The sequence below is a fragment of the Actinomadura sp. 9N215 genome (assembly GCF_044326345.1).
In the GTDB taxonomy this organism is placed as follows: Bacteria; Actinomycetota; Actinomycetes; order Streptosporangiales; family Streptosporangiaceae; genus Spirillospora.
In genome coordinates, this window is the sequence record NZ_JBIRBA010000037.1 from 81,782 (window position 1) to 103,323 (window position 21,542).

Here is a 21,542-nt window from a genome sequence, read left to right on the forward strand (position 1 = left end):
GGATGCCCTACTTGCCTAGCAGGTGAGTGATGACGAACTCCGCTACGTCTCCGTAGGCCTTGATCTCGTTGTCGCGGTTGACGAACCCGTGGCCCTCGTCCGGATAGATGTCGTAGCGAACGTTGACGCCGCGGGCGCGGAGGCGGGTGACGATCTGGTCGGACTCGGCTTGCGGGACGCGGGGATCGCGGGCGCCCTGGACGACGAAGAGTGGTGCGTCGATGGCGTCGGAGTAGGTGACGGGCGAACGCTGGAGGAGGTGTTCGGCGTCGGTGTCTGGGTCGCCGAGCACGCTGGCGACCAAAGGCTTCCAGGTCGGTGGCGATGCTTGCGCGAGGGTGAGCAGGTTGGTGGGGCCGCAGATCGAGACTCCGGCCGTCCAGGGGTGGTGGAGGCGGGACAGGCAGGATAGTGCGGCGAATCCGCCGTAGGAGGCGCCCATCACGGCCGTGCGGTCGGTATCGATGTCGGGCTGGGACCGCAGGTAGTGGAGGGCGTGGTCGAGGTCGTCCAAGTCGACGCCGCCCCAGTCGCGGTAGATCAGCATCCGGTGGGCGAGGCCGTAGCCGGTGGAGCCGGCGATGTTCGGGGCGAAGATGGCGACACCGTGGGTCAGGAGGTGTTGGTAGAGGCCTGCGTAGGCGTATCGGGGACGTTCCTGGGCTTCGGGGCCGCCATGGATCGACATTAGGAGGGGGTGCGGTCCGGGGCTGTTCGGCCGGTAAAGCAGGGCGTGTACCTGGCGTCCGTTGCCTGCGGGATAGGTCACCATGTCGGGCTCGACGGCGGCGACGGACGTGCGCAGTGCGGGCGGGCGTGTGTCGGTGAGGTATCGGAAGCCGGTCGCGGGGTCGAGGACTCCGATGTCCTTGGGCCGGGCGGCTGAGTCGATCTGAAGGACGAGCCGGCTTGCGGCGGGAGCCAGTTCGTCGACTACCCCGGAAGGGATCTGCGGGAGCTGGACGGTGCTGCCGTTCGCGGCTGCGTGGATGGTCGATCGTCCGTTCTCGTTCACCTCCCACAGCAGCGTGTCGCCGGTGGCTTCGATCAGCTCGACGTCCCATTCGTCGGTGGTGATCTGCATCAGTGCTGCGTCGCGGAGGGAGTACAGGCCGATTGCGTTGAACTCTCCCCATAGGTCGGTGAGCAGGTAGAAGGCGGAGGAGTCCGGTTTCCATGGGCCGGGTGCGAAGAAGCCGTTTTCATGCTCGACGGTGAGGCACACGAGGTCGGAATGGTCGTCGGCCAGGTCGATCAGGTACGCGGCGACGTCGGTGTTCGAGCGGCTTCCAGCGGCCGTCAGCCAACGGCCGTTGGGAGAGATGCGCGCGGGGGTGAAGATGACGCCGGAGGGTGGGCGGATGCGGCGTTCGGAGTTGTCGGAGAGGTCTCGGATGAGGATGTCCTGGACGGTCGCATCGCGGTCGTTGGCCGCGTAGACGAAGTAGCGTCCGTTCGCATCGAAGGGATCGTCGGCGAGAATGCGCTGGCAGTCGGGGCCGGAGCTGAGTTCGGTCAGGCCTTCGCCGGTCGCGGCGATCGTGTAGATGCGGTATTGCTCGTCGCCTCCCTGGTCGGCGGTGAACACCATGCTCTTACCGTCCGGGGCATAGGCGATCTGCGACACCGCCCGATTCGTCATGTGCGTGAGCTGGCGTCGTCGACCTCCTTCGATGGGGATCGTCCAGAGGTCGAAGGTCCCGCCTGCATTGCTGGAGAACGCGACGGTCGTCCCGTCCGGGCTGACGGCCAGGGCTGGACGGAAGCGTTCCCGGGGGACGAAGTCGAGGTACTCGGGCACGGGATTCTCCACTCTCGGGGGCGCTATTTGATCCAGCCGCGGCGAGCGGCGGCGGCGCCGGCGGCCAGTCGGTTCACGGCGCCCAGCTCGTTGCGGATGGCAGCGATGTGCCGTCGCACGCTGTTGGCGTTCAGACCGATCTGGCGCGCGATGCGTTCGTCCGTCATGTCCTGGGCGAGCAGTTGCAGGATCTTTTGCTGGACGGTACTCAGCGGCGACTCGGGCTCTACGGCACCAATCGGGATCGCCCGCTCCCAGAGCAGCTCGAAGTACTGCCGCAGGGCTCCGACTATGAGGGGCGAGCGCACCAGCAGCGCGCCGGAAACGCCGGTGGGCATGAGCGGCAGCAATGCCACTGCCTCATCGGCGAGCTTCATCTTCATGCCGATCCGCGGGACGATACGAGCCTCCTCGCCGCCATTCATGTGGATCTCGATGATGCGTGCGCCTACCGGCGTTTCAGCGCAGGACGCTTGATAGATGCAGCGGCATTTGACCTCGCCCTCGAAGGTGGGCAGCGGCGGCATCGCGACCAGTTCTTCCAGCGGCCGTTCCATGACGAAGTTCTCGAGGGTCAGCCAGTGGTGGCGGGCGGTGCTGAGAAGTGCGCGGGAGACGTCGCTGATTTCCGCTCGGTTGGTCAGGATCCGGACCAGCCGGTTCTCGACGGCCTCAAGCGCTCCGGGGAAGGGGTGCGCGTCGGCCATCCGGCGGTGCCCTTCCAGGAGCCGCTCCTGCCGCGCGACAAGTCTGCGTGACAGCGCGGCAAGGCTGCTCTGCAGGGCAAGGTCGGGCGGGATGGCCACGAAGCGCGGTTCGAGCGCCAGACCAGCGGGCTCCACGTAGGCCATCCCCGCCTCGGTGAGCGTCGCAACCATCTGCGGGCCCCCAAGGAGGTCGGCGGCTTCGCGGTTCGGGCAGCCGCCGCGCGCTAGCAGCTCCCTGTACGAGCCGAGGACGTCGTCGTCGACGATGCCCTTCAGAAGCTTCATCGCCGTCTCTCCCGCCTCAGGACTCACCACCCACCTCCAATCACAGAGAGTAATGTTTCTTGCTGTCTGCGTCACCGGCCGGGCAGTGTTTCGCACTTGGAGCGCAGGTCTCCGGGGGAGCGTGTCGTCCCGCCGACGGTCACGACGTGAGCTTGGAGAGGGCTGGACTCACTGCCGGTTCCGTGGCTTACGGCAGTAACGTGACAGGCGGCTCCCAACCTGGAGTTGGGAGCCGCCTGTCTTCGGGATCCGGAGCTTAACTGGAGAAGATCTTCGCCACCGCAGTGTCGGTGCGGGTAACGGCCTCGTTCAGTGCGTCCGCTCGGCCGGTCAGGTAGGCACGCTGGACTCGATCTTCCTCACGGCCAGCCTGAGACCGTGCCCGCTTCGCCTCCTCAGCCAGAGCATCACGGGAGAGCGCGAAGGCAAGCCCGACCCCCTCCACGAGTTGGAGTCCGGTCATCTCGTCGGGAACGATGAGCGCGAGCGGCAGCGGAACTGCATCGGGGCGCTGGGCGAGCTTGCGGAGCTTCAGGTGTCGCCTCACGAAGCGTCGCTCCGGTCGAGGCCCCACGAAGCCCAGACGACCTTGCCGGGTTTCGGCGACGTGACCGGATACCAGCCCCATTTACTGGCTAGCAGCGTCGCCAGCCGCAGACCGCGCCCGCCTTCGTCGTTGAGGTCGGAGTCGGGGATCAGCGGACGGCCGTCCCCGGTGTCGCGGACTTCCACGACGAGATGCCCGGCCGAGATCCGGAGCTGGATGAGGATCATCGCCAGATCGTCGAGGGCGAGCAGGTTTCCGGAGACCGGCCCACCGGAGATGTCGAACGCGTTGGTGACGAGCTCGGAAAGCACCTGCTGGCACTCCCACCCGTGTGCGCCGTCCAGCCCCCAGGCCGACAGCTTCGCCCGTGCGAACGAGCGCACCAACGGAACCGCGGTGGGAAGGGCGGCCAGACCCACACATTCCCTGTGGCCGCCGTCGTGCTCCGGAGGCCTCGCACCGAGGCAGGGCTCATCGCGCTGCGGGAGCGCGGTCGGTTGCACAGACATGGTTGGTCACTCCTGACTGTGGCCTGCAGACGGACGACAGTCGGCTCACGTACAACCCCGTGCGAGATGTGCTCAGGGGCGCGTAGACGAACGTCGAGCTGGACTGTCCTTGCTCTGTGACTGTCAGAAGTATGTGACTGTCACCACCTTCTGGCAAGGGATTCGATGACATTCCGCACAGACTCAGTCACTCAGACATACAAAATGGGGTCGAAGCGCGACACTTCGACCCCTCCGCTCAGCTGATCGATTACAGCAAACGGTGCCCGCCTTCCCGGACTTCCATCAAGAACGCCGCCCACACGTCCGCCTCGAACTCCAGCACTGGGCCTGCACTTCCGGACGCCGTGTCTCGCACGCCGACGACCCGACGCTCCTCGGCTCGTCCGGCCTCCACACAGTTGTTGCCCGTTCCGCTGTACGAGGACTTGCGCCATCCCATGTACCGCTGACGACTGGTCATAATGATCTTCCTATTGCGACGGGAGGGACTCTGCGACGTCCGCCAGCATCTCGCGCGAACGCTCGACCGAGAGGGCCGCACGGACGAGACCGCCGTACACCATCTCGAACTGCGCGGTCTGCTCCGGATCGGTGAGGACGAGGTCGGTGGTCACCGCCTCCAGCGCCACCACACCCGGGTCACCGCTGTCGGGATAGGTATACATCGAGAACGAACATTCAGGGATGTTGTACCCGGGGATCTCAGCATCCACAGGCAGAACCCGGACCGTCACCTGCTCATCCCGCCCGGACACGTCAACGATGTGCCCGAGCTGGCGCCCGAACACCTCGGCGGGGGCCGAACGACGGCGCAGCACCACCTCGTCCAGGATCACTTCATAAGACGGACCGTTCGACCGGTGCAACATCCGCTGACGCCCGACCCGCCCCTTCAGCACCCCGCTGACCTCGGCGTCGGGCGGCAACGGCAACTCGGTGTCGGCCAGCCGCGTCGAGATGAACTCCTCGGTCTGCAGCAGCCCCGGGATCAAGTTCTGCTGGTACTCGCGAATGACACTCGCGCCGGCCTCCAGGTTGGCGAACCTTGCCTGACGCTCACCGATCCCCGACGACTCCCACCAGCCGTGCGAGGCCGCCTCCGCGGTGATCTGCACGAGCTGCGTCCATTTATCGCCCTCGACACCGAGGACGTCCAGCAGCCTTTGCACATCCTCCTGGCTCGGTGCGACGTGCGCGTTCTCCAGCTTGCTGATCATCTGCCGGTACACCCCGGACCGCTTGGCCAGGTCCTGCGCCGAGACCCCGGCCCGCTCCCGCAGATCACGCAACTCCGCCGCAAGCCGCAGCCGCCGCACATACGGACTGATCAACGCCCCACCCCGCGTCATAGAACGACGACTGTTACGTCTGTAGAACATGAAGCGTATCCACGTCCCCGGGTCCCCGGGTCCGGCTTTCGCCGGTCCCACGAGCACGTCCAAGGACGCAAACCGCATCCCGGATGCAGCACCCACCACCCAAGATCGCCGTCACATCCGCGAACGCGGCCCAGCGCCCAGGTGACGGTAAGTGCTCAATGAATGAAAATCACCACCCCCGGCCCCTGGGCCTCCAATCGGCTCGCCGCGCGGTCGATCACGCTCTTCGGTCCCCTCCACGACGGCCGCCGGAGGTGACCAGTTCTCACCACCACGAGTTTCGATCACAAGAGCAACCCAGCCCGCTCCGGTTTCATCGTGGCCCGTCACTCGAACCGACTCGGGAGGTCATCCCTTGAACGTCCCCACCCGCACCTGCCCCTGCGAAAACCGAACGACTCCAGAGCAGCGGACCAGCATCAGCCTCCGTGCCAACCTCGCCCACCTGCACAGCCTCGCCCGTCTGAGAACGCTGCTTCACTGCCGTGCCGCCAACCGACCCCAGAGCTCTAACACACCCCAAGAACCGGCCGAACCGCTTGCCCGCGTCTTCGGCCACCCGCAGGGCGCCGGCTTCATCGGCCCCGGCGCCGACGGCCTCCTACGCACCATCCTCACCCAAGCCCTCACCAGCAAGATCGGCGTCTCCTGGATCATCGCAACCCGACACGACCTCAACGCACTCTGGGCCGACGCCCTCAACGACACCGTCCTCACCAGGTTCTCCGCACGCCTCCACCTAGCCGAGTCCCTGGAGGACGTCATCGAGCGCCTGGAATTCGAGGCCGACGCCATCGCAGCACTCAGCATCGACCACCGACCGCCGACCAACCCCGCCATCCTCTGGCTCACATCACCTGGACCGGACGCCGACGTCGTCCACCAAACGCTCCAGCACTGGCCCAACGACAACCTCATCGCGCTCATCGCCGGCGGCTGGCCCCACGGCCCCACCCACCTCATCGGCCACGACGGACCCCAGGCATTCCCACCTCGACCAATCAACCTCCTGACCGCCCACCAAGCGGCCAAACAACTCCGCTCCTCAACGGCGCAGACCTAGAGCAGCAAAGCCAGATGTCCGGGTGTGGTGCGGGGAGGCGCGTTCCTCCCCACCACACCACCCCAAGCCGCTCAAGCACACACGCGTCACGCCCCTGCAACCAGCTCATGATCTGTGCACAGCCCCATGCCCTTGCCGGGGACCTTGATGACGTTGCGATCCTCGCCCGCCGGTAAAGGCGGGCGCCACCCGGTGAAGGGCGGGCGCCACGGCAGCTGACCTCGCACTACCACGCACAGTCAGAGTCGGGCCACCCACGTGAACTACAAAGCAACACACAAAATACTCCAGACCTCCTTCGGAACCCCCAGGGTTCCGAAGGAGGTCTGGGTGTTCCGAGGAAACTCCGGGGCCGAAGACATCAACGACGCTTCCTCGACCTCCCACGCCCTCCACACAGGCCAGCCCACTCTGTAACACGCGGAAGAGATTCACGCAGAACTGTATTAGAGACGCAGACATAAGCGCCCTCGTCATGTAAGCCGCACCGCACCTGGAGCCAGGCAAGCAGAACGAGACGGAATCCAAGTCCATAGACTTCTGGTCAGCAGAACTGGCCGATATTCAGCGCCATCATCCAGCGCCTGCGAACTCCCGAGGGTCGACCCCGCAGCGACGATCAAGACCATCCAGGCACCGAATCCAGCCCGCTACCGCCTCGACCTACCCTGCCCCGACACCCACGCCGAGGACACGTCGGTTCGGTGGTCACGGTTTGGTGGTCGCGTGGAAGAACTCGACCTGCAGAGTGCTGGTGAAGGCTTGGGTGGCCTTGTCGAGCGCGCTCCACACGGCCTATCGACTGCACGACGTCCGACCGCTGCGGTGCCGGCCGCGGTGGACTCGGATTCTCGGTCGGCGTGAACGATCCCCGTCAACGTCCCTGCCCAGCTGGTGTGTCCGCATCTGCTGCGACGCCACCAGTGCCGCGTCGTGATGCTCGCTCATCACGGGCCCCCTCCATCCGGCGCGTGAACAGTCCTCAACCGTCGCCATGTCCGAACAGAGGCTTGACCATCCCACACGGCGGGTAGTTACCCTGTGGCGTAGCGTGCTAGGTTGGCGGGGAACACAATCCGCTTATCGGCTTCTCGCTCGTGAGCGACCTGGGTTTTCGCAGGTCAGTACAGCGCTCAGGCGTTGTGACCTGAAAAGCGGAAGGTCGGCGGTTCGACCCCGCCCCTGCCCACTCTCTTGACCAGCCAAAAGGCCCGGAACCATTCTCGGTTCCGGGCCTTTTGACGGCAACCCTGACGGCAACGCCCCTAGCCGAGCGCATCCCCCCAGCTTCCGCAGCGCCGCCCGTTTGTCATCGAGCGAGGTGTGAGCGTAAATCGTCATGGTCACCTCAATGTCACTGTGCCCCACAATTTCGCGGACGACATTCGGCGCGATGCCCAGGTGAAGCAGGAGCGAGACGCAGGTGTGGCGCATGTCGTGAAAGCGCATCGACTCCAGGCCCGCCGCCGCCCGGACGCGTCCCCAACTCCGGCGTAGGTTGTCCGGCTCCATGGGCGTCCCACGTCGGGACGGGAACACGAGGCCGTTGTCCTCCCAGTCGTTCCAAGCGTCCGCCCGTTCGGCCGTCTGTTTCACCTTGTGCTCGCACAGAGCGGTGATGCAGACGGGAGGCAGCGGAATGGTTCGCTCGGAGTCGTCAGTCTTGGGACGGACGAACCGCAGCGCTCCCCCGACCCGTTGGAGCGTCTGAACGACTTCGAGCGTGGCGCTTTCGATGCCGCTTCCGGCGCAGGTCTGGCACTCTGCGCCGTCGACCTCGCCGCCCTCCCCGGCGCAGGCGCGGCACGACACGAGAGTGACGTCCTCCCAGCGCAGGCCGAGCAGTTCCCCGCGGCGCAGGCCGAGGCAGAGAGCGAGGACGTAGAGCGCGTAGAGCCGTTCGTTCTGCGCCGCTTTGAGGACGTGGCGCGCCTGGTCGACCGTGAGCCCCCGGTTCACCTTGTACTTGGGTGCGCCGACCTTGACGAGCTTGGCCACGTTGCGCGGGATGACCTCCTCACGGACGGCCGACTCCAGCGCGTTGCGCAGCACGGCGTGAATCGACTGGACCATGCGCACCGACGGGTGCGACTCGCAGCACTGCCCGCCCTTGGGGGCACAGCACCGGGGCACGTCACGGGACGCGTCCAGCCCGTGCTTGCAGCAAAGGCACTGCGCCCGGACACGGTTGATGAAGGCCCGGACGTCACGCACGGCCAGCTTGCCGAGCCGCTTCTTTCCCAGTTCCGGGACGAGGTAGAGGCGGATGACGCCCTCGTACCCCTGCGCCGTCCGAGGCTTGCGCTCCGGCCGAACGACGTTGTCCAGCCAGTACGTGAGGTATTGCTCTACGGTCCAGCTCTCGGCCGACACGGGGATACCCTGGTCGGCTTGCTCCAAGAGCTTGGTCAGCTTGCGCCGCACGTCGTCACGCGTCCGGCCGTAGAGGCGAACGCGCTTGAATGTGCCAGCGGTGGTCGGGACGAAGGCCGCGCCCTCGTACCGCCCGTCCTTTCGCTGGTAGATCGTCCCTTCCCCATTAGCCCGCTTGCGCGAGCGGCTCTTGCGAGGCTTGGAGCCCGGCGTCTCTTCGGGTTCGTCCGGGACAGCGATCAACGTGACAGTCATCAGGCAGCCACCTCCGTGAGCTGGTCGAGGCATTCGGCGAGGGCGTTGGCGGGAACGAGACGGCGACGGCCGATCTTGACCGTCCGGAGCTGGTTGGAGCGGATGAGCTTGTAGAGCGTCCAGCGGCTCACCCGGAGCCGTTCAGCCGCTTCATCGACGGTCAGGACCAGGTCGGTCACGCAGGGCTCCTTGAGGAAAGGGCGGACGGGCCGAGGGACGGCAAGGGTTTGCCGGTGGGGGCAGCGGTCAGGAGCGCTTCGCCGGGCGTCAGTCCCTGGCCGAGGTAGCGCCAGTGGGCGATCACTAGGACCTGGTCGTCGTCGAACGGAAGGCGGCCGGTGGTGACCTCGCCGTGTTCGCGGCGGTTGTGCTCGATCCGGTCGGTGCGGAGGCGGCCGAGGGTGACCGAGTAGCGGCGGGATTTGGTGGAGAAGTGGCCGCGGAAGCCGAGCATGTGCGCCCACTCGGCCAGCCGCAGGCCCGCGTATTCGTCGAGCGCACTCAAGCGGAGGCATTCGGTGATGAGCCGCCGCGCGTGCCCGCTCACGGGTAGGTCGGCCGGGTTGTCGGTGGGGCGTATGCGGCGGTCGAGGGTGCCGACGCACTCCGCCGCCTTTGTGGCGTACTTGGCGATGTAGCCCGCCACGGCGGTATCGGTCAGGTCTCCGGTGGTGGTGATCGGTCGGACGTCGATCTGTGCGCCCCACACATGCTCTTTGGCCGGGACATCGCCCGCCGCCGGAGTCGACACCGTCACTGCTCCGGCCGCATGGTCCACGCCCGCGTTGAGCAGGTTGAGGGTGGCCCAGGAGGGTGGGGCGGCGGTCGGGCCGCCGGGTCCGTCGAAGCGGATGACGGCGTGAAAGTGGACCAGGCCGCGGCGCTGGTACTCGGCGACTTTGGCGAACGAGACGGTGAGGACCTCGCGCAGGTCTGAGACGCGCAGGCCTGCGGAACGTGCGACGTAGCGGCGGAACGCCATGGTGAACCGGCGCCATAGTTCGGGGGCGTGCGCGTTCCACAGCACGGCCCCGGCGTAGTCGAAGCAGTCCGGGCAGATCGGCTGTCCGAGGCGCGCGTCAGCGGTCGAGTGCCGGGCGGTGCAGGACACGGGCCGTCCGTGCGGGCAGGTGCCGCCGCCGCGTCGGGGACGGCATGCCACCACGGCGCCGGTCTTTCCGGTGCGGCGGGTGTGCACGGGGCCGAAGGAGGGTGCGGTGAGGGTGACGAAGGCGGCCGGGTGGGTGGTGACGGTCGCGGGGACGCCTTTGCCGCCGACCAGTCCGGCGCGGATGAGTTGGTAGGTGTCGGCGCGGTAGGTCTCGGCGCAGGCCGGGCAGCGGGACGCCCGGCGGGTCTTGCACGCCACGCGCAGCACTCCGCCCGGTTCCCGCGCGGTCGAGTAGTGGTGCAGGATCTGGCCGGTGGCCGGGTCCAGGTGGGTGATGCGGCCGCGCAGGTGGACGGGTTGGGCGCAGCCGCCGGTGGTGTGCGCGCGGCGTGCCCAGGCGCGGAAGTCGGGCCGGTTGTACCGAGCCGCCATGTCCCGGGCAGCAACCTCGGTGACGGGTGGAGCGGTGACGGGTGGGGCAGGGTGAGGCACGATGAACGGGTCTCCCTATCCGTGGATGCGGGTAGCGGGATGGGCCCGGCGTGGCCGCGTGTGCTTGCCGGCGACTGCGGCCACGCCGGGTGTCAGAAGGCGGAGGTGAACCGGGCAAGTGCGTCAGCGACCAGGGCCAGGCCGCCGATGAGGGCACGGGTGGCGTGTGCGGCGCGTTCGGGCTGGCGCACCAGGAACAGGCCCAGGAGGAGCCAGAAGCAGGCGAAAGCGCAGCGGCGCAGGAACATCAGTGGGTCTCCTGTCAGGTGTGGCCGTGGCCGTTGCAGTCGGGGCAGGTGGAGCCGTCGGAGGCGACGCCGCCCCCGCCGCAGGTGCCGCAGACCCAGCCCACGAGGAGCCCGACGAGCCGGACGGGTATGCGCGGCGGGTGCGGGTGCTGGTCGGTGGTCATCAGGCCGCCCGACCGGTGTTCTCGCCGTCGTCCTGGCCGGTGTCGACGACGACGTTGGTCCGGTAGCTGTCGCGGGCGTCGTACTCGTGCATCTGCCGTTCGGGGATGTGCACGATGCGGTAGGTGATGCGGCCGAAGGTGCGAGTAGCGATGTAGTGCCTGCCGCGGTCGCGGTCGTCGGTGACGTCGACGCCCAGTAGTGCGGCGGTTCGGTCGACCAGCGCCACGGCCGAGGCGTCGTCGCTGGTCCGGGCGCTGAAGTGGAAGTCGTGGCCGTACTCGTTGACCGGCACGCCGGGGTTGGCTTCTAGGAAGTCGGCCAGGGCGCGCAGGCCGGTGATGGTCTGGTGGCGGGCGAACAGGTCACCGGGCACGATCGGCGCGGTCTGGCCGGTCGGGTTGGTGGGCGCGGTCATGGTGGTTCCTCCAGTGGTCAGGCGATGGACGCGGTTTCGGTGCGGATTTCGCGGAGCAGGTCAGAGGCGAGTTGGTTGGACACGCCGAGGCGGGCGCGGAGCGCGTCACGGGTGATCGGCCGTCCGTGTTCGGTGTGGTGTTCGGTGGCGACACGGCGCGCGAAGTCGACCAGCGGCCCCGCCGCAGCCGCCGAGGACGAGGAGTGCGCGGTCGGTTGCTGGACGGGGACGGGGATGGCGGTCTGTCCGGCCTTCGCGTCCGTGCCCTGGTCCTGGTCGGTGCCGTCCTGTGTGGCCGGGGCGGCAGCGGTGACCGTGGGACGGTCGTCCTCCCACACCACCCACGGGGACGGGGACGGGGGGAGGTCCGGGCGGCCGAAGGAGTCCGGGACTGGCGAGGGCCGCGCCGCCGTCGGGGTGCCGGCTTTTCGGCGTTCGAGCATGGAGACGGCGACTAGGAACGCGCCCGCCGGTGTCCCGGCGGTGATCCAGCCCCACACCGACGGGTCGGCTTGTGCGAGGTTGGCGGCCAGCGAGAGCAGGATGCCGCCGACCAGGACGAGAGTCGGCCAGGTCAGCCGTCCCGTGTGGCGTCCGGTGCGCTTGTCGCGCTGGCGCTCCCCCGCGGCCATGACGCAGGTCAGGTCGATGCAGACCGCGATGGCCCAGGCCATCCAGCCGTGTTGGCCGTGTTCGGTGGCGGTGTCGCGGATGTGGGTGAACGACCCCGCCGCCGCGATCGCGGCCAGCACCACGACCGGCCCGGAGTCGGCCACCGCTGCGAAGACTCGGCGACTCATGCGGCCCGCCGGTCGGTGACGAGCGCGAGCAGCGCGGCCAGTTCGGCGTCACACCGGTGCGTGTCGGCCCAGTCGTCAACTTCGGCCGCCCGGGACGAGGCGAACGAGTCCGCGCAGCGCTGGCACCGCGCGAGGTGCAGTGAACCGAACTCGTCCCACTCGACGCCGACCGGCCACACGTCCCAGGACGAGACCGGGGACGGCCGGGACGAGTCCGAGGACGACGGCGAGGACGAGCCGGACGAGACGACGACGACGAACCGAGGACGGGGACGGGGACGAAGAGCGAGGACGCGGACGGCCATCGGGAGCCTCCAGAGTCGGTTTCGGGCATGGGTCGGGTAGGGACGTGGCGCGATCAGGGCTCACGCCGAGCCAAAGGGGAGGGAAGAGGAGCCGGGCTACGCGGTCGGGACCGAGCCGATCAGCGCGTCCCAGTCGGGGGTCAGGTGAGCGTGGTCACGGGCGGCTTGCTCGGCGGCGGATTCGGGGACGTAGACCGATCGGGCCCGGTGCCAGGAGCCGTCTTGACCGGCGACCACGCACACCCCCGGAGTCTCGGCCGGGATCGCGCGGGCCGCGTCTTCGGCGGCCGGGTCCAGGTCCCCGAGCGTCATGTTCGCCGTCTCGGGGTCGTTGACCCGGTGGCACACCCGCCCCGACAACTGCGCCCGCAGCGCGGTCACACCGGGACCCAGGTCCGAACCGATGCGTTGTCCGCAGACCACCAGGTAGACCGCGAAGGCCCGGCCGAGCTGGGCGAGGCGCAGCAGCGCGGTAGCGGTCCGCGCCACCTGGTCTTTCTCGGACTTGTCGGCCATCAGGAACAGTTCGGCGACCTCGTCCACCAGGACCACGACCGGCACCGGCCGCAGCTGCTCGGGGAGCGTCCAGACGTTGCGGGCACCGTGTGTGCGGCACAGCGCCATGCGGTTCTCGACCTCGCCGACCAGGTCGGCCAGCAGGTCAACCGACTCTTTGCGGGTGGTGGCCAGCGCCGACAGGCGAGGCGCGTAGGGGGTGAACTCCACGCCGCCCTTGAGGTCGAACCCGACGAGCGCGACCGGTTGCGGCGCCAGGCCCTTGATCAGGGCGTTGGCGAGGTTGGACTTGCCGGACTGGGTCGCCCCGGCGTTGATCCAGTGCGGCACGGTGCGGAAGTCGATCACCCAGTCGTGCCCGTTCTCCAGCTTGCCGGGACGCACCGTCAGGTTCACCGGTCTCCGGCTCGGCGACCACGTCCACCAGCGGGTCACGCATGGTCGCCCACAGCGTGACGAACCCGGGCCGCACGTCGACCACCCGCACCGAATGCACCCGCCAGGCGTGCGCGATCCCTTCCGCCGCCTTCTCGTAGTCGGCCGGGACTTGCCCGTCATGCAGCCGCAGCCGCATCCGCCAGCCCAGCCGGGTAGGCCGCAGCAGACCCAGCCGCGGAGCGCGCTCGACATCGACACGCCGCACCCGCCGCCTCTGCTCGACCACGGTCGCCGCGTTACGGCTTGCCGGGCCCACCACGGGGACGGCGTCCAGGGTGAGCCGGAACCGCCGCCGGTTGCGCGTGAGCTTGCAGCCCGAGGCGACGTGATGCCAGGTCAGATACACCAGAACCGCCCGGGCCGGAAACCCTGCGCCGTACCAGAACGAGACCGGGTGCCACCGGCGCCAGGCCCAGAGTCCGACCGCCGTGACGGCGGCCAGGACCCCGAGCACCAGGACCATGTCAGTCATGATCGGGCCGCCGTTCAGGCCACGTCCGCCGCAGCGGACCCCGACGCTGACGAGGGCGAGGTGGGACCGGTCGAGGAGACCGGGGCGACCCGCTCAGCGCGGAAGGCCACGCCGAACCGCTTCTCACCACCCAGAACGGCCTCCCACGGGAACGCCACCAGCCCGACCGGCGTGACGATCTCGCCGATGGTCACTGGCTGTTCGCCAGGCACCGAGACGTTGAGCAGGTCCACCCTGCCCGTGGCGTCGGCGGCGGACAGGCCCACGGTGAACACCGTCTGTCCGTTGCGGTCGACCTTGACTTCGCCCGTGTCCTGGTCGAGGAGTTTGGGACGCGGAGCCGAGACGCACACGAACGTCAGCGCCGACACGTCCACCGGAATGTTGCGCACGAGAACCTCCGAGGTTCGTTGTCTACTTAGACAACATAGTCTACTTGGTCGTCCAAGCTGTCAAGGACGCCATGGTTTTCTTGGCCGGTCGGTTGTGCTGAACTTGAGGCAGGCCCCCGATGGAAGGCGGACGATGGTCAAGAGGACCGGACGGCCCGGATATCTCCAGATAGCCGATGACCTGCGGCAACAGATCGGCGACGGACGACTGCCCCCGGGACGGTCCTTGCCGTCGACGGCTCGACTCCGCGACGAGTACGAGGTGTCCGCCGGAGTCGTGAAGGCCGCCATCAGCGTGTTGCGGACCGAAGGTCTCGTGATCGGCCAGCAGGGCAAGGGCGTATTCGTCCGCGACAAAGCAGACGCCCGCGCAGCCGCCCAGGCCACGCCGTCCACCGTTGAGGGCGACGCCACAACGAGGCAACTCACGGAAGTACTGGCCGCTGTCCGCGACCTCGGCGAACGCGTCGCCCGGATTGAGCGGAGCGTGTTTCCAGAGCCTCCGCCAACTGATCGACCCGGCAAGTAAGGTCGTCCAACTCGGCAAGGATCTCGCCCAGCAGTTCCCGAGGTGTTCGCCCATGCTCGCCGTCCGCCGCCATCGGTGACCGCCTCCCGTCTTGATCCGTTCTCTCGTTCGGCACACCGATATTTCAGTTCAGGAGGCGCGCAGAGCCCATCACTAATGCGTCATCGGGTTCTTACACGTCCGTTTATACGCCCGCTTCACGTCCCCCAAGCAGACAACGCGCCTGCCCGACATGGGCCGATATCTGCGCGAGCGAAAGGCCGGAAGTTGACCACAACAAGGCAGCGAAAAGGTTGGCAGCCGCACAGGCTCCGTGAGCGCCGGGAGAGCCACGGTTTGACTCTTGAGGCCGCAGGCGACAAGTTGCGCCAAGTCGCCGACCGAGGAGGGCTCAGAGTCGCGGCGAACTTCCAAACGCTATGGGGCCACGAGAGCGGCACCATGTACCCAGGCCCCCACTATCGCCGCGCCTACTGCCTCCTGTACGAGACCACTGAGCCCGAGCTTGGCTTTCGCCCCCCTCTCCCTGCCGAAGAAACTGGAGACCTCACCCTCCCGTTGCCCAGCCCACTAACCCCCGCAGCCACCGAGGACGCTGCCAACACGATCACCCAGGGCCTGAACCGGGTCTCCGACCAGACCCAGGGCCAGGACCCCACCGCCGGCGACGCGCTCAAAGCGCGAATGGTCAGCGCATGGCGAGGCCGAGCCATGAGCGGCAGCCTCGCGACAACGACTCTCGCCCTGGTCGGCGGCTACGCCGGATCAGGCAAAACAGAATTCGCGCGCTTCCTAGGCGACGTCTCAGGCTGGGCATTTCTCGACAAGGACTCGCTAACCCGACGACTCACTGAACGCCTGTTGATTTCCATGGACGGCGACCCCCATGACCGCCACACCGACCTCTATCTGAACGAGGTCAGGCCACTCGAATACAAGTGCCTCATGGACACCGCAAACGACAACATCGACTGCGGCATATCCACGATCCTCGCCGCCCCATTCATCGCCGAGTTGAAAAACGAAGCCTGGTTGAGCCGCCTCACCAACCGATGCAAGGCCAAGGGCGTGGACGTCGCCGTGATCTGGGTCCGGTGCGACGTCGACTCCATGCGCGAGTACATCGAGTTCCGGGACGCCCCTCGCGACGCCTGGAAACTCGCCAACTGGGACGAGTACGCCAGCACTCTCGACACTCAGGCCAGCCCGCCCGGCGTTCACCTCACTGTCGACAACCGCCTAGGCGCAGCAATCAGCATCGCCGACCAGACCAGGGAAGCGCTGCGTAGAGTCCTCCCATGACCAGCCCCGGCGTGATCCTCTACGGCCCGCCAGCCAGCGGCAAGGACACCATCACCGCCGAGCTGGCGCGCCTGGACGGCCGGTACACCCTCCAGCCCAAGCTGAAAGTCGGCACCGGCCGCAACATCGGCTACCGCTACGTGACGTCCGCGGACCTTGAGAACCTCCGCACCACCGGCCGCCTGGTGGTCGAGACCCACCGCTACGGCAACGTCTACGCCATCGACCGCGACGACATTGCCGCCCTGGTCGAGGCCGACAAGATCCCCGTCGTCCACATGGGCAACCTCGCCGACCTGCAACGCCTGCGCGCCGCCGTCCCATTCGACTGGACGGCCGTCCTTCTCTGGATTCCCCGAGCCGTCTGCGCCGACCGTTCCAAGCACCGCGGCGACGCCGACACCCCCAACCGCCTCCAGGCATGGGACGAGACACGCAACGACCTCCACACCACCACCGACCCAGTCTTCAACCTGCTCATCCGCACCGACCAGACCGACCCCGCCGACACGGCCCGCCGTATCCTCGCCACCGTGACCACCGGCCCCGAACACCCCATCACCATCCCGCCCGACCTCGAATAGCGATGACCGCGCGGCAGGTACCGGCCCCACCACTACCCGCCGCGCGGTCATCTGGGCCACGGCCACCCGTCAGGATGCGTGATAGCCGTGGCCAGCTCTCGGACTGACACCGCCTCCACCAGCCGCCACCCACCGCCCCCATACACCAGCGCCCAATACGTCCGGGTGTAACGGCCGAGCCAGCACAGGACCCCGTAGCGCTCCGCTACCTCATCCAGGGCCGCCCCGGCATCCATCAGCCCTCGCCCGTCCTCCCGGAGGAGCCCGCCGCCGACACCCACGGCCCGAGCAGAGCCGAAACCTCCGACACCGCCAGGTCGACATCCGAGCACGGCGCAAGCAGTTGCCCGGTGCTCGACCGGAACCACCACCCGCCATCACCCCGGACAACGGCGATGCTGTCCCGGATGCTGGGCGTGTCCGCGGAGCAGACTCGCAGCAGTCGGATGGTCTCGCCGTATCGGCGTTCCGCCACCCACCCCTCACGCCGCAGCGCCCGCCCAAGCCGGTTGAGCAGCAGACGCGCCATGAGCGGCCGAGGCAGCGCGGCCGGTGCATCCGGGGGAACAAGCACCCGCCGCGCCGCCTCAACCTCCCCCGGGGCCGCACCGCGCCCAGACGCGGCCCCATCCGGTGACGGTGGGGGAGTCCACGCCACCATCACCAGGCCCTCTTCGTCTCACACCCCGCGCGCCGCCCCTCCTGGACCAGCGCCTCACGCAACTCCGCCGAGTTCGGGCGCATCACCGTGGCGTCGACACCGGCGGCAGGGTCGAGCAGGGTCGCGACCCATTCGCCAGGACCCCCGTCCCACCGCCGAGACCGCCATATCCGGTGTCCGGTGAACTCCTCCCGGAGCCGGCGGAGCACCGGGTCATCAGTCTGCGCACGCGTTTCCATCGCGGGATTCCTCATGGGGTTCGTCTTCGAGCCGGAGCGGCCCGCGCGGCATGTCGTCAACCGCCCCGCCAGCGTCTCGCCGCCCCGCGATTTACAAAGGAGCCTGACAGGGGGCCAGCCGGGGGCCACACTTGGTGACGGGAGGTAGTCGCCCATGACCACCGAGGCACGACAAGCATTCGGCGCGTACCTGGCCCGCCTACGCGGCAGCAGAAGCCAACGCGCCTTAGCCGCCCAACTCTGCGACCTCGCCGGTACTGACACACTCACCCGACACGAGGTGTCCCGCTGGGAACGCGGCCTACGCATCCCTGACGACTGGTTGCCCTACCTCGCCCGCGCGCACAACGTCCCGCTGCTCGTCCTAGAACGCATGGCCGCCCAAGCCCACGGCCACACGCCCGACCAGGACGGCACCCCGTTCGACCTCTCAACCTTCTTCCCGGGAGCCGAACCACTCAAGGCCCGCGTCGCCAACGCCTGGCACGGCCGAGCCGTCGCCAACGCCGGAGGCAACCCCATCCTGATCCTGGTCGGCGGCTACGCCGGATCCGGCAAGACCGAGTTCGCCCGCTTCCTCTCCGACCTCACAGGCTGGGCCATCCTGGACAAGGACGCGCTCACTCGCCGCATGACCGAACGCCTGCTCATCTCACTCGGAGCCGACCAACACGACCGCCACACCGACCTCTACCGCGCCGAGGTCCGCCCCCACGAGTACCGCTCCCTGATGAACGTCGCCTACGGCAACATCGACTGCGGCGTATCCATCATCCTGGCCGCCCCGTTCGTCGCCGAACTCAACAACCCGAGTTGGCTCCCACGCCTCACCCACCGCTGCCAAGCCAAGGGCGTAGACGTCACCTCCATCTGGGTCCACAGCGACCTAGACACCATGCACGAGTACATCGAACTCCGCGACGCCCCACGCGACGCCTGGAAACTCGCCAACTGGGACGAGTACACCAACACCCTCAACCCCGACGACCCACCCGACGCCGCACACCTCACCATCGACAACCGCCTAGGCGCAGCCGTAAGCCTCGCCGACCAAACCCGCCGAACCCTCACCAGACTCATGACATAACCCCAGGTCAGCGACGCCCACCCCGCGCCCGATGAGAACTTTCTCTACGTCTTCAAGGGCGCCCGCTACGCGGCCGCCGCCGGTCGGTCCGGGCCGGGCATGCGGCCTCTCCGGGCCGACCCACCCCGGACCGCCCGGCCTGTTGTGGTCTTTCGTGGCGTTTCTGAGCAATGGCTCTGTGTGATCTTGGTCCGGGATGGATGATGGGCGCATGGCAATTTCCAGGTCGGGCCGATGGGCTGGGGTGCTGGCCGGTGGTGTGCTGCTGGCCGGTGTCGGGGTTGTTTTCGTCGTGGTCGGATTGGACAGGGCCGACAAGATTGCCAGTAGTGCGGGATTCTTTGTTGGTGTGGCCGGGCTGGTGGTCGCGGTGTACGGGGTGATACTGGCTCGTAGAGCCACGCCCCCACCACCGCCACAGTCTCCCGAGCCGACGCCGCCTAAACCGTCTGCCCCAGGACAGGCGCCCGCGTCAGGCGAACGATCGGTCGCGATCAAGGGCGACAACTCGGCGCCGATCGTGACAGGGGACAACAACGAGGTCCAATGACGGCCACACCACCCGCCTCCCAGCAACCGGACGGACAGCCCCGCACCGGAAACCGCTCCGCCACAGTCGAACGCGACAACCAGGCGCCGATCGTGACAGGGGACCACAACCAGGTCACCACTGTGCAGGCAGCACCGCCGGTGCTGTTTCCGGCGCCGGTTGAGGTCGAGGTACCGGGACGGGTGGCGGAGGTGCCGCGGGATCCAACTCCGGTGTTCGTCGGCCGCGCCGAGCAGCTTGAGCGCCTTGATGCCATGGTGGGACAGCCGGGGGCGAGTGATGTGGTGATCTCGCAAGCGGTGCATGGGCTGGGTGGGGTGGGCAAGTCGGAGCTGGCGTTGCAGTACGTGCATCGGCGCCGGGATCGCTTCCCGGTGGTGTGGTGGATCGGTGCCGATGATGCTGAGGCGGTCGAGGCGGGTTTGGCGACTCTGGCGCGCAAGCTGGTGCCCGCGGCGGCGCGGGAGGCCCTGCCTCAGGAGGCCGCGCGGTGGGCGGTGGACTGGCTAAACTGCCATCCTGGTTGGCTGCTGGTCTTCGACAACGTGACCGCCCCCGCGCACATCGAGCGGTGGCTGGCGGTACTGGCGGGCGGGCATGTGCTAATCACCAGCCGACGCGATGTCCGCTGGCCCGGTACCACGACCACACTGCGTCTGGACGTGCTGGACGAAGGCGCGGCGGTGTTGTTGCTGACGCAGGTCAGCGGCCACACCGACCCCGTAGAGCACGACCTGGCGGCGCAGATTGCCGAGGAGTTGGGTTATCTGCCGCTGGCGCTGGACCAGGCGGCCGCCTTCGTCCAGCAGACCAGCACGCCGCTTGAGCGATATTTGCGGTTACTGCGGGACCAACCCATCCGGGTTTACGAGGCGGCCGCAGACGGAGACAAGTCGCAGGCGACCATTGCCCGGCTGTGGGACCTCAGCTTGACGGCGCTGGCTGAGACTACGCCGGATGCTGTTGTGCTGATCCGAATGCTGGCCTGCTACCACCCCGACGACATCCCGCGCCTGCTGGCCTACTCCTCGGTGGGTCGTAACGAGGTGGCGATCGATCGGGCGCTGGGGGTTCTGGCGTCCCACAGCATGATCACACTGACAAGCGACCTGATCAGCATGCATCGTCTCACCCAGGCCGTCATCCTCCACGCCACCCCAGGCCCGGAGCCTAGGGATGCAGCTCTGGCCGCTCTTCTGGCTGTACTGCCCTCCGGTCCACAGTCCAATATTGACGGCTGGCCGCGTTGGCGGGCTCTGCTCCCGCACGTTGAACCGACCGCCAGCCGGTACCCCGTTGGGGAGGAGCCCGCCGACCTGGGAGCGCTGCTCAACCAAACTGCGCTCTTCTATCTTGTCCAGGGCCAAGCCCTGCAGGCACAACGGCTGCTCACCACCGCCGTTGCGATAGCCGAGGCCGCCTACGGTCCCGACCACCCCAACGTCGCCGCCAGTCTGGGGAACCTCGCCGCCACCTACCGCGACCTGGGGCAGCCCGGTGAGGCCAAGCCGCTGGAAGAGCGAGCGTTGGCGATTGCCGAGGCCGCCTACGGTCCCGACCACCCCGACGTCGCCACCAGACTGGGGAACCTCGCCGCTATCTACAGCGACCTGGGGCAGCCCGGTGAGGCCAAGCCGCTGGAAGAGCGAGCGTTGGCGATTGCCGAGGCCGCCTACGGTCCCGACCACCCCGACGTCGCCACCAGACTGGGGAACCTCGCCAGCACCTACCGCGACCTGGGCCAGCCCGATCAGGCCAAACCGCTGGAAGAGCGAGCATTGGCGATAACCGAGGCCGCCTACGGTCCCGACCACCCCACCGCCGCCACCATTCTGGGGAACCTCGCCGCCACCTACCGCGACCTGGGCCAGCCCGATCAGGCCAAACCGCTGGAAGAGCGAGCATTGGCGATTACCGAGGCCGCCTACGGTCCCCACCACCCCACCGCCGCCACCATTCTGGGGAACCTCGCCGCCACCTACCGCGACCTGGGCCAGCCCGATCAGGCCAAACCGCTGGAAGAGCGAGCATTGGCGATTACCGAGGCCGCCTACGGTCCCCACCACCCCACCGCCGCCACCATTCTGGGGAACCTCGCCGCCACCTACCGCGACCTGGGCCAGCCCGATCAGGCCAAACCGCTGGAAGAGCGAGCATTGGCGATTACCGAGGCCGCCTACGGTCCCCACCACCCCACCGCCGCCACCATTCTGGGGAACCTCGCCGCCACCTACCGCGACCTGGGCCAGCCCGATCAGGCCAAACCGCTGGAAGAGCGAGCATTGGCGATTACCGAGGCCGCCTACGGTCCCCA

Annotated in this window: 24 protein-coding genes; 7 read left to right on the forward strand and 17 right to left on the reverse strand. The window is 67.9% G+C overall.

The window, feature by feature from the left end; all coding sequences use genetic code 11:
• Positions 1-7: 7 nt before the first annotated feature.
• The 6 genes from ACH34T_RS39725 to ACH34T_RS39750 all read right to left on the reverse strand — a co-directional run bounded on the left by ACH34T_RS39725 (position 8) and on the right by ACH34T_RS39750 (position 5,183).
• The gene (locus ACH34T_RS39725) at positions 8-1,801 is read right to left on the reverse strand and encodes a S9 family peptidase (RefSeq protein ID WP_396026164.1); all 1,794 of its coding nucleotides are present in this window, start codon (positions 1,799-1,801) and stop codon (positions 8-10) included.
• 23 nt (positions 1,802-1,824) lie between these two features.
• Positions 1,825-2,793, reverse strand: coding sequence for a LuxR C-terminal-related transcriptional regulator (locus ACH34T_RS39730; protein ID WP_396026165.1), 969 nt, complete (start codon positions 2,791-2,793; stop codon positions 1,825-1,827).
• A gap of 256 nt (positions 2,794-3,049) precedes the next feature.
• Complete coding sequence (locus tag ACH34T_RS39735) at positions 3,050-3,340, reverse strand: hypothetical protein (RefSeq protein ID WP_396026166.1); 291 nt, start codon at positions 3,338-3,340, stop codon at positions 3,050-3,052.
• Positions 3,337-3,849, reverse strand: a complete 513-nt coding sequence (locus ACH34T_RS39740; RefSeq protein ID WP_396026167.1) for an ATP-binding protein — start codon at positions 3,847-3,849, stop codon at positions 3,337-3,339. The genes ACH34T_RS39735 and ACH34T_RS39740 overlap by 4 nt, the downstream gene beginning before the upstream one ends.
• 250 nt (positions 3,850-4,099) lie before the next feature.
• Complete coding sequence (locus ACH34T_RS39745; protein WP_396026168.1) at positions 4,100-4,312, reverse strand: DUF397 domain-containing protein; 213 nt, start codon at positions 4,310-4,312, stop codon at positions 4,100-4,102.
• A gap of 10 nt (positions 4,313-4,322) precedes the next feature.
• Complete coding sequence (locus tag ACH34T_RS39750) at positions 4,323-5,183, reverse strand: helix-turn-helix transcriptional regulator (protein WP_396026169.1); 861 nt, start codon at positions 5,181-5,183, stop codon at positions 4,323-4,325.
• Positions 5,184-5,586: 403 nt separating this feature from the next.
• Between ACH34T_RS39750 and ACH34T_RS39755 the strand changes: the two genes are divergently transcribed.
• The gene (locus ACH34T_RS39755; protein ID WP_396026170.1) at positions 5,587-6,294 is read left to right on the forward strand and encodes a hypothetical protein; all 708 of its coding nucleotides are present in this window, start codon (positions 5,587-5,589) and stop codon (positions 6,292-6,294) included.
• 1,080 nt (positions 6,295-7,374) lie between these two features.
• On the opposite strand, the gene ACH34T_RS39760 is transcribed toward ACH34T_RS39755, so the two are convergent.
• The 10 genes from ACH34T_RS39760 to ACH34T_RS39805 all read right to left on the reverse strand — a co-directional run bounded on the left by ACH34T_RS39760 (position 7,375) and on the right by ACH34T_RS39805 (position 14,276).
• Positions 7,375-8,922: a tyrosine-type recombinase/integrase gene (locus tag ACH34T_RS39760; protein WP_396026171.1), complete on the reverse strand. Its 1,548-nt coding sequence runs from the start codon at positions 8,920-8,922 to the stop codon at positions 7,375-7,377.
• Positions 8,922-9,101 carry a helix-turn-helix domain-containing protein gene (locus ACH34T_RS39765; RefSeq protein ID WP_396026172.1) on the reverse strand — a complete coding sequence of 60 codons (180 nt, stop codon included), beginning with the start codon at positions 9,099-9,101 and terminating at the stop codon, positions 8,922-8,924. The genes ACH34T_RS39760 and ACH34T_RS39765 overlap by 1 nt, the downstream gene beginning before the upstream one ends.
• Positions 9,098-10,465: a replication initiator gene (locus ACH34T_RS39770; protein WP_396026173.1), complete on the reverse strand. Its 1,368-nt coding sequence runs from the start codon at positions 10,463-10,465 to the stop codon at positions 9,098-9,100. Before ACH34T_RS39770 ends, ACH34T_RS39765 begins: the two co-directional genes overlap by 4 nt.
• A 152-nt stretch (positions 10,466-10,617) precedes the next feature.
• Entirely contained in the window at positions 10,618-10,773 is a 156-nt protein-coding gene (locus ACH34T_RS39775; RefSeq protein ID WP_396026174.1) for a hypothetical protein, read from the reverse strand.
• Between the two features lie 14 nt (positions 10,774-10,787).
• Positions 10,788-10,937, reverse strand: a complete 150-nt coding sequence (locus ACH34T_RS39780) for a hypothetical protein (protein ID WP_395991284.1) — start codon at positions 10,935-10,937, stop codon at positions 10,788-10,790.
• Entirely contained in the window at positions 10,937-11,353 is a 417-nt protein-coding gene (locus ACH34T_RS39785; RefSeq protein ID WP_396026175.1) for a hypothetical protein, read from the reverse strand. Before ACH34T_RS39785 ends, ACH34T_RS39780 begins: the two co-directional genes overlap by 1 nt.
• 17 nt (positions 11,354-11,370) lie before the next feature.
• On the reverse strand, positions 11,371-12,153 hold the full coding sequence (locus tag ACH34T_RS39790) for a DUF2637 domain-containing protein (protein WP_396026176.1): 783 nt from the start codon (positions 12,151-12,153) through the stop codon (positions 11,371-11,373).
• Positions 12,150-12,458 (reverse strand): hypothetical protein, encoded by a 309-nt coding sequence (locus ACH34T_RS39795; RefSeq protein WP_396026177.1) that lies wholly within the window; start codon positions 12,456-12,458, stop codon positions 12,150-12,152. Before ACH34T_RS39795 ends, ACH34T_RS39790 begins: the two co-directional genes overlap by 4 nt.
• A 96-nt stretch (positions 12,459-12,554) precedes the next feature.
• Positions 12,555-13,370: an FtsK/SpoIIIE domain-containing protein gene (locus ACH34T_RS39800; protein WP_396026178.1), complete on the reverse strand. Its 816-nt coding sequence runs from the start codon at positions 13,368-13,370 to the stop codon at positions 12,555-12,557.
• A gap of 528 nt (positions 13,371-13,898) precedes the next feature.
• Positions 13,899-14,276, reverse strand: coding sequence for a hypothetical protein (locus ACH34T_RS39805; protein ID WP_396026179.1), 378 nt, complete (start codon positions 14,274-14,276; stop codon positions 13,899-13,901).
• Positions 14,277-14,409: 133 nt separating this feature from the next.
• Here ACH34T_RS39805 and ACH34T_RS39810 point away from each other — a divergent pair, with 133 nt between their 5' ends.
• The 3 genes from ACH34T_RS39810 (at position 14,410) to ACH34T_RS39820 (ending at position 16,691) form a co-directional block, all read left to right on the forward strand.
• Positions 14,410-14,805 carry a winged helix-turn-helix domain-containing protein gene (locus tag ACH34T_RS39810; RefSeq protein ID WP_396026180.1) on the forward strand — a complete coding sequence of 132 codons (396 nt, stop codon included), beginning with the start codon at positions 14,410-14,412 and terminating at the stop codon, positions 14,803-14,805.
• A gap of 336 nt (positions 14,806-15,141) precedes the next feature.
• Entirely contained in the window at positions 15,142-16,107 is a 966-nt protein-coding gene (locus ACH34T_RS39815; RefSeq protein WP_396026181.1) for an AAA family ATPase, read from the forward strand.
• A complete protein-coding gene (locus tag ACH34T_RS39820) occupies positions 16,104-16,691 on the forward strand; it encodes a guanylate kinase (protein WP_396026182.1) in 588 nt (195 codons plus the stop codon). The genes ACH34T_RS39815 and ACH34T_RS39820 overlap by 4 nt, the downstream gene beginning before the upstream one ends.
• Before the next feature lie 660 nt (positions 16,692-17,351).
• On the opposite strand, the gene ACH34T_RS39825 is transcribed toward ACH34T_RS39820, so the two are convergent.
• The gene (locus tag ACH34T_RS39825) at positions 17,352-17,591 is read right to left on the reverse strand and encodes a hypothetical protein (RefSeq protein WP_396026183.1); all 240 of its coding nucleotides are present in this window, start codon (positions 17,589-17,591) and stop codon (positions 17,352-17,354) included.
• A gap of 154 nt (positions 17,592-17,745) precedes the next feature.
• Here ACH34T_RS39825 and ACH34T_RS39830 point away from each other — a divergent pair, with 154 nt between their 5' ends.
• The 3 genes from ACH34T_RS39830 to fxsT all read left to right on the forward strand — a co-directional run.
• Positions 17,746-18,678 (forward strand): AAA family ATPase, encoded by a 933-nt coding sequence (locus ACH34T_RS39830; RefSeq protein ID WP_396026184.1) that lies wholly within the window; start codon positions 17,746-17,748, stop codon positions 18,676-18,678.
• Positions 18,679-18,889: 211 nt separating this feature from the next.
• A complete protein-coding gene (locus ACH34T_RS39835; RefSeq protein ID WP_396026185.1) occupies positions 18,890-19,228 on the forward strand; it encodes a hypothetical protein in 339 nt (112 codons plus the stop codon).
• Positions 19,225-21,542: FxSxx-COOH system tetratricopeptide repeat protein (gene fxsT, locus ACH34T_RS39840; protein ID WP_396026186.1), on the forward strand; the 2,318-nt coding region annotated here is incomplete at its 3' end. The genes ACH34T_RS39835 and fxsT, both read left to right, overlap by 4 nt.

Excerpts from the sequence above, each read along its gene's own strand:
- ACH34T_RS39730 (WP_396026165.1), bottom strand. The coding sequence starts at position 2,793 with ATGAAGCTTCTGAAGGGCATCGTCGACGACGACGTCCTCGGCTCGTAC.
- ACH34T_RS39740 (WP_396026167.1), bottom strand. The coding sequence starts at position 3,849 with ATGTCTGTGCAACCGACCGCGCTCCCGCAGCGCGATGAGCCCTGCCTC.
- ACH34T_RS39745 (WP_396026168.1), bottom strand. The coding sequence starts at position 4,312 with ATGACCAGTCGTCAGCGGTACATGGGATGGCGCAAGTCCTCGTACAGC.
- ACH34T_RS39760 (WP_396026171.1), bottom strand. The coding sequence starts at position 8,922 with ATGACTGTCACGTTGATCGCTGTCCCGGACGAACCCGAAGAGACGCCG.
- ACH34T_RS39770 (WP_396026173.1), bottom strand. The coding sequence starts at position 10,465 with ATGGCGGCTCGGTACAACCGGCCCGACTTCCGCGCCTGGGCACGCCGC.
- ACH34T_RS39775 (WP_396026174.1), bottom strand. The coding sequence starts at position 10,773 with ATGTTCCTGCGCCGCTGCGCTTTCGCCTGCTTCTGGCTCCTCCTGGGC.
- ACH34T_RS39780 (WP_395991284.1), bottom strand. The coding sequence starts at position 10,937 with ATGACCACCGACCAGCACCCGCACCCGCCGCGCATACCCGTCCGGCTC.
- ACH34T_RS39785 (WP_396026175.1), bottom strand. The coding sequence starts at position 11,353 with ATGACCGCGCCCACCAACCCGACCGGCCAGACCGCGCCGATCGTGCCC.
- ACH34T_RS39790 (WP_396026176.1), bottom strand. The coding sequence starts at position 12,153 with ATGAGTCGCCGAGTCTTCGCAGCGGTGGCCGACTCCGGGCCGGTCGTG.
- ACH34T_RS39795 (WP_396026177.1), bottom strand. The coding sequence starts at position 12,458 with ATGGCCGTCCGCGTCCTCGCTCTTCGTCCCCGTCCCCGTCCTCGGTTC.
- ACH34T_RS39810 (WP_396026180.1), top strand. The coding sequence starts at position 14,410 with ATGGTCAAGAGGACCGGACGGCCCGGATATCTCCAGATAGCCGATGAC.
- ACH34T_RS39820 (WP_396026182.1), top strand. The coding sequence starts at position 16,104 with ATGACCAGCCCCGGCGTGATCCTCTACGGCCCGCCAGCCAGCGGCAAG.
- ACH34T_RS39825 (WP_396026183.1), bottom strand. The coding sequence starts at position 17,591 with ATGGAAACGCGTGCGCAGACTGATGACCCGGTGCTCCGCCGGCTCCGG.
- ACH34T_RS39830 (WP_396026184.1), top strand. The coding sequence starts at position 17,746 with ATGACCACCGAGGCACGACAAGCATTCGGCGCGTACCTGGCCCGCCTA.
- ACH34T_RS39835 (WP_396026185.1), top strand. The coding sequence starts at position 18,890 with ATGGCAATTTCCAGGTCGGGCCGATGGGCTGGGGTGCTGGCCGGTGGT.